6 protein-coding genes are annotated in these 4,798 nt (G+C 71.4%); 5 read left to right on the top strand and 1 reads right to left on the bottom strand.

Going from position 1 to position 4,798, the window contains the following annotated elements:
* Positions 1 to 27 precede the first annotated feature (27 nt).
* From ABZV78_RS31360 to ABZV78_RS31350, 3 genes are all read left to right on the top strand, one after another.
* Entirely contained in the window at positions 28 to 1,632 is a 1,605-nt protein-coding gene (locus ABZV78_RS31360) for a hypothetical protein (RefSeq protein WP_355644418.1), read from the top strand.
* A gap of 114 nt (positions 1,633 to 1,746) precedes the next feature.
* Positions 1,747 to 2,184 (top strand): ester cyclase, encoded by a 438-nt coding sequence (locus tag ABZV78_RS31355; RefSeq protein ID WP_355644417.1) that lies wholly within the window; start codon positions 1,747 to 1,749, stop codon positions 2,182 to 2,184.
* A gap of 357 nt (positions 2,185 to 2,541) precedes the next feature.
* Positions 2,542 to 2,985, top strand: a complete 444-nt coding sequence (locus ABZV78_RS31350) for a PaaI family thioesterase (protein WP_355644415.1) — start codon at positions 2,542 to 2,544, stop codon at positions 2,983 to 2,985.
* Between the two features lie 55 nt (positions 2,986 to 3,040).
* On the opposite strand, the gene ABZV78_RS31345 is transcribed toward ABZV78_RS31350, so the two are convergent.
* Positions 3,041 to 3,631, bottom strand: a complete 591-nt coding sequence (locus ABZV78_RS31345) for an NADPH-dependent FMN reductase (RefSeq protein ID WP_355644413.1) — start codon at positions 3,629 to 3,631, stop codon at positions 3,041 to 3,043.
* Between the two features lie 87 nt (positions 3,632 to 3,718).
* On the opposite strand from ABZV78_RS31345, the gene ABZV78_RS31340 reads away from it, so the two are divergent.
* Both ABZV78_RS31340 and ABZV78_RS31335 read left to right on the top strand, forming a co-directional pair.
* Entirely contained in the window at positions 3,719 to 4,204 is a 486-nt protein-coding gene (locus tag ABZV78_RS31340) for a MarR family transcriptional regulator (RefSeq protein WP_355644412.1), read from the top strand.
* A 77-nt stretch (positions 4,205 to 4,281) separates the two neighbouring features.
* Positions 4,282 to 4,455, top strand: a complete 174-nt coding sequence (locus ABZV78_RS31335; protein WP_355644410.1) for a hypothetical protein — start codon at positions 4,282 to 4,284, stop codon at positions 4,453 to 4,455.
* Positions 4,456 to 4,798: the final 343 nt, after the last annotated feature.

Below are 4,798 nucleotides of genomic sequence, written 5' to 3'. Positions count from 1 at the left end.
AGCGTGCGGTTTCGGTAGAACGGCGCGTTGACCAGCACCGACCGCACGAACGGCTCGTCCGGACGGCTCTTCACGCTGCGGCCCACGTTGGCCAGGGCCGCCATCATCTACTTCAGCGCCGGCGGCTACGCCGCCCTCGAGGCAGCCGGGCCGGTGCTGCGCCCCCTGTTGGTCTACCTGCTGCGCTTCCTCGACCTCGGCGGCGAACTGCTCGGCGTGCTCGGCCGGGCACTGCGCCAGCTGCGCGGACCGCTCCTGCGCGGCATCGGGGCCGCGCGCGGCTTCCTCAGCCGGTTCCGCTTCGCCGCCGGGTTCCTCGAACGGGTCGAGGGGCTGGCCGGACGGATGCTCGGACTGGGCGACGAGGCGGCCCTCGCCGCGAGCAGGGCCGCCCAGGGCGCCGAGGCCGGCGCGTCCCGCACCGCCCGGGAGGCCGTCGAGGCCGGCGTGGCCCGGGAGGGCGCGGCGACCGGAGCGTCCAGGACCGGCCGGGAGGCGGCCGAGGCCGGCGCCGCCCGCGAGGCCACCGAGGCCGGCGGGGCCCGGGCCGGGCGCGAAGGCGCCGAGGGCGCCGCCACCCGGGAGGCCGACGAGCTGGGCGAGGGGGCGGTGCGCGCCGCCGACGAACCCGGCACCCCGACGCTGGCCGACGACGCGGCCAAGGCGGCCCAGTACCCGGAGGCGGTGGCCGAGGCCCGGGCCATCGAGGCCACCAACGACGCGATCGACAGCCCCGTGCCGGTGCTGCTGGCCTCGCTCATGGTGCTCAAGCGCCGGTACCGCTGGATCGAGACGTTCAGCGCCACCCCGGTCGGCCCCGGGGTGTACGAGGTCGAGATGATCGCCAGCCGCACCTCGCTCGGCCGCTACACCACCGCTGGCCCGCCGCACCTGCCCGGTGCGCGCAGCCCGCACGCGGCGGAGATCGATCGGCTGATGGCCGAGGCCGAGGGGCTCGGGCAGCGGCTCAGCCGGGAGGAACTGGAACGTGCGGCGGCGGCCGACCCGGAGGGCTTCGCGCAGCTGGCCGACCGGGTGCGGCAGGAGATGGCCGAGCGGGCTGGCGGACGCACCGGCCTGGCCGCCCAGGCCGAAGCGGATCTGGCCGGGGCGGGCGAGCACTTCGGACCCGGCCACCAGGGCCCGGGCCGGCCGCGTCCGGACGTCGCCGTCGCGGAGAGCCACGCCGTCGCCCGCGAGGCCGGGCTGCCCGAGGCGATCCTCGGCGACGCCACCCCGATGACCCGGGCCGACTTCGAGGGCGCGCTGCCGACCAGCGGGCCGGGGGTGACCCGGCCCGCACCCGCCGCGATCCCGATCCGCGACGCGTCCGGGCAGTTCACCGGTCGCGGGGTGGGGCGCAGCAGCGTGCAGAACATCGACGTACGGCACGACATCGAGCTGCTGGAGGCGGCCGGCGCCAGTGACTTCCGGATCAACCAGACCCAGGTCGACGTCACCGACAGCTTCCGGCTCGGCACCAACCGCCCGGACGTGCAGGCGACCCTGAACGGCCGCCGGATCCACATCGAGTACGACCGGGCGCCCGGTGACCGAGCCCTGGCGCATGCGCGGCGGATCCTCAGCAACGACCCGAACGCGATCGTCCTGCTGAAGATCGTGGACTTCTGACCGACGGCGTCGGGAATCCCGTGCCAGCCGACGAACCGGTCGACCGACGTCAGCCGACCCCCGGCTCGGAGGCAGCCCGGCTGGCTCGGCCCCGGCGGCCGGGAAAGTGGCAAGATGGAGATCATGATCAACAGCGAAGCGACCCGCCGGGTCGTCGGCGACTTCATCGCGTACGTCCGATCGGGCCAGGAGCCGGACCGAGCGCACGAATTCATGGCTCCCGTAGTGCTGGCCCATCAGGTCGAGTCAGAGAACGAGACCACCATTCCGCGGACCCCTGAGGACTACGCTCGGCACGTCCGCGACATGCTCGCGACCTGGGGTGAGTTCGCGCTGACGGTCGACGAGTTTCTGGTGGACGGCGCGCGGGCGTACGTGCGGCTGACCCAGGTGGGACGCCACCTTGCGCCGGTCGACGGACATGCCCCGACGGGTCGCACCGTCCGGCAGGTCAACTCGATCGTGTACCACGTCACCGACGGCCTGATCACGGAGTACTGGATGCAGATCGACCGGGCCGGCCTGAGCGCTCAACTGCGCGCGGCTGACTAGCCCGATTCAAGCCGCCGGGTCTGGAAGAGGAGGCCGGCCGAGCCTCAGACGTTGAAGCCGGGCATCGATCTCGGGCGGACTGCCCGCGTTCTGCGCGACCGGATATGGCGCTCCCTCGCGCGCCGGACTGAATCCGAGGCAACCGGGGGAGGGGCCCGGTGGACGAGGAAAAGACGCCTCCTCGGAGGCAGTTGTTGTGTGCCGCGCGAGGCTGGTCGGACGGCCCGCGGCTGCGCGGGTGGTGCGTCGTCTCCCCGGCGCGTGCCATGGTCATAATCGGCGTGTTGCTGCCGACGGAGCACGGTGCCGCGGGACGGCGGACAGGGACTCGCCGGAGACGTCCGCGCAAGGAGAGCCATGGAAGAGCAGGCGTACCAGCAGGAGGCGAGCCCCGAGGTGCGGAAGCGCATCACGGAGAGCTTCGAACGCCAGGGACTGATGCGCCACCTCGGCGCCCGCCTGGCGCACATCGCGCCCGGGCGGGTGCACATCGTGCTGGCCGGCCGGCCCGAAGTGACCCAGCAGCACGGCTACATCCACGCGGGCGCCACGAGCGCCATCGCGGACAACGCGGGCGGCTATGCGGCGCTCACGCTCTTTCCCGCCGACGCCGACGTCCTCACGGTCGAATACAAGATCAACCTACTGGCGCCCGCCGTCGGCGACCACATCGAGGCGGTCGGGACCGTGCTGAAGTCGGGCCGGACGCTGACCGTGTGCCGGCTGGAGGTGTACGGCGTGCAGGGCGGGAAGCGAACGCTCGTGGCGACCGGGCAGCAGACGCTCATCTGCCTGAGCTGACTGAACCGTGGTCAGCGACGGGCACGCTCCCGCCCTACCGCACCGCTTCGCCCGGTCATCCGGCCGTGTGTTGCCGTGCCCGTTCCCGCAGTGGGGCGAGGGCCCCGGTCCACTGCACCAGTTCGTCGAGCATCGCCTCGGCGCTGGCGTCCATGGTCTCGTTGGGTCGCAGCGAGCCGTCGTCGCCGATGAACTGGGCGACGAACGGGATGTGTACGGCCTCGGGGATCGGCGTCATCTTCAACGTCGTGAGCACCTGCTTGATCATCTGCGCGGCGCGGGTGCCGGCGCTGACGCCGCCGTAGCTGACCAGGCCGACGGGCTTGTAGGCCCACTCGTGCGCGAGGTAGTCGATGGCGTTCTTGAGCGGGGCCGTGTAGCCGAAGTTGTACTCGGGCATCACGATCAGGAACGCGTCGGCCCGGTCGATCGTGGCGCTCCAGTCCCGGGTGTGCTGGTGCTCGTAGCGGCGCAGGCGCGGGTGGTGGGGCTCGTTCATGAACGGCAGGTTCCACTCGGCGAGGTCGACGAGTTCGACCTGATCGAAGCCGCCGTGCTTGACCGCCATGGTGTGGATCCACTCGGCGACCGGCAGGCCGAGCCGGCCCGGCCGGGTGCTGGCAATGATGATCTGCAAGGTAGGCATGCTTCGCTTCCTCGTGCGTTGCTGACGTATCAGCAAACCTATCCCCACGATGCTGACGTGTCATCAATTCGCCGTAGACTGTGATCCATGACCCAACCGCGGTGGCTGAACCCCGAGGAAGAACGGCTGTGGCTGGCCTTCCTGCGCATGCGGCGCGCCCTCGACGTGGCGATCGACGGTCAGCTCGCCGAGGCCGGCCTGTCGCCGGCCGACTACGACGTCCTGGTCCCGCTCTCCCAGAGCGACGAAGCCCTGCGCGTGCGGGACCTGGCCGCGCTCATCGGCTGGGACCGCAGCCGCATCGCCCACCAGCTCCGGCGCATGGAACAGCGCGGGCTCCTCGTGCGCTCCGGCAGCACGACCGACCGGCGCGGCACGTTGGTCCAACTCACCGACCTCGGCCGCACGGCGATCACCGCCGCCGCCCCGGGGCACGTCGAGACGGTCCGCCGGGTGCTCTTCGATCAGCTCGACCACGACGACCTGACCCGTCTCACGAGCATCGCCGAGCGGGTGGCCGACGCCGCCGGACTCACGGGCATCTCCCGCACCGGCGGCCAAGCTCGGGGTTGATACCAACGACTACCGCGCTTACCCACAGCCCGCGGCCTGGCGGTTTCAGGCCTGCTTCCTCCGAAGGGATGACGGCTATGGCCGACCACGAGGACGAGTGGAGGCGCATCATGGGTGCTCGGCGGCCCGGCCCGGAGGACTTCAAGCGCTTGATGTACGGCGGTGAGCTGAGGCTGATGGGCTGTATCGTCTTTCTCCTGGCGGTCCTGATGCTGACCGGCCTCGCCCTCCAGTGGATCGCCCGCCGCTGACCTCTCGATTGACCAGGCTCCCTGCTTCGTATGGCCATCACGGGAGGCATCGCCGTAGCGGGGTCGCTATGCGACCGGGGACCTCCTGCACCCGGTCCCCACGGCCAGGTTGCCTACTGCGGGGCCACTCTTCCCAGCTCTGAGCGGAAGTCGCGTAGCTCCCGGGGGTTCCTTTCTTGAGCAATCACAGCTCCTGCGATGCGGTGAGCCAGAGCCTTGTCTCCTGCCACCGCCGCCGTGTCGTCAACCATCTGTGAGGCTCGCGGTGGTGGTCCTGGGTGGACTGCTGCCAGGATCGGTGCCGGTGATCAGGGCTGACTCATCAAGCATCTGGCCGCCTGCG

Origin of the sequence: Micromonospora sp. NPDC004540 (assembly GCF_040610095.1) — a bacterium.
Taxonomy (GTDB): Bacteria; Actinomycetota; Actinomycetes; order Mycobacteriales; family Micromonosporaceae; genus Micromonospora.
This window is presented reverse-complemented; position numbering and strand designations above follow the sequence as displayed.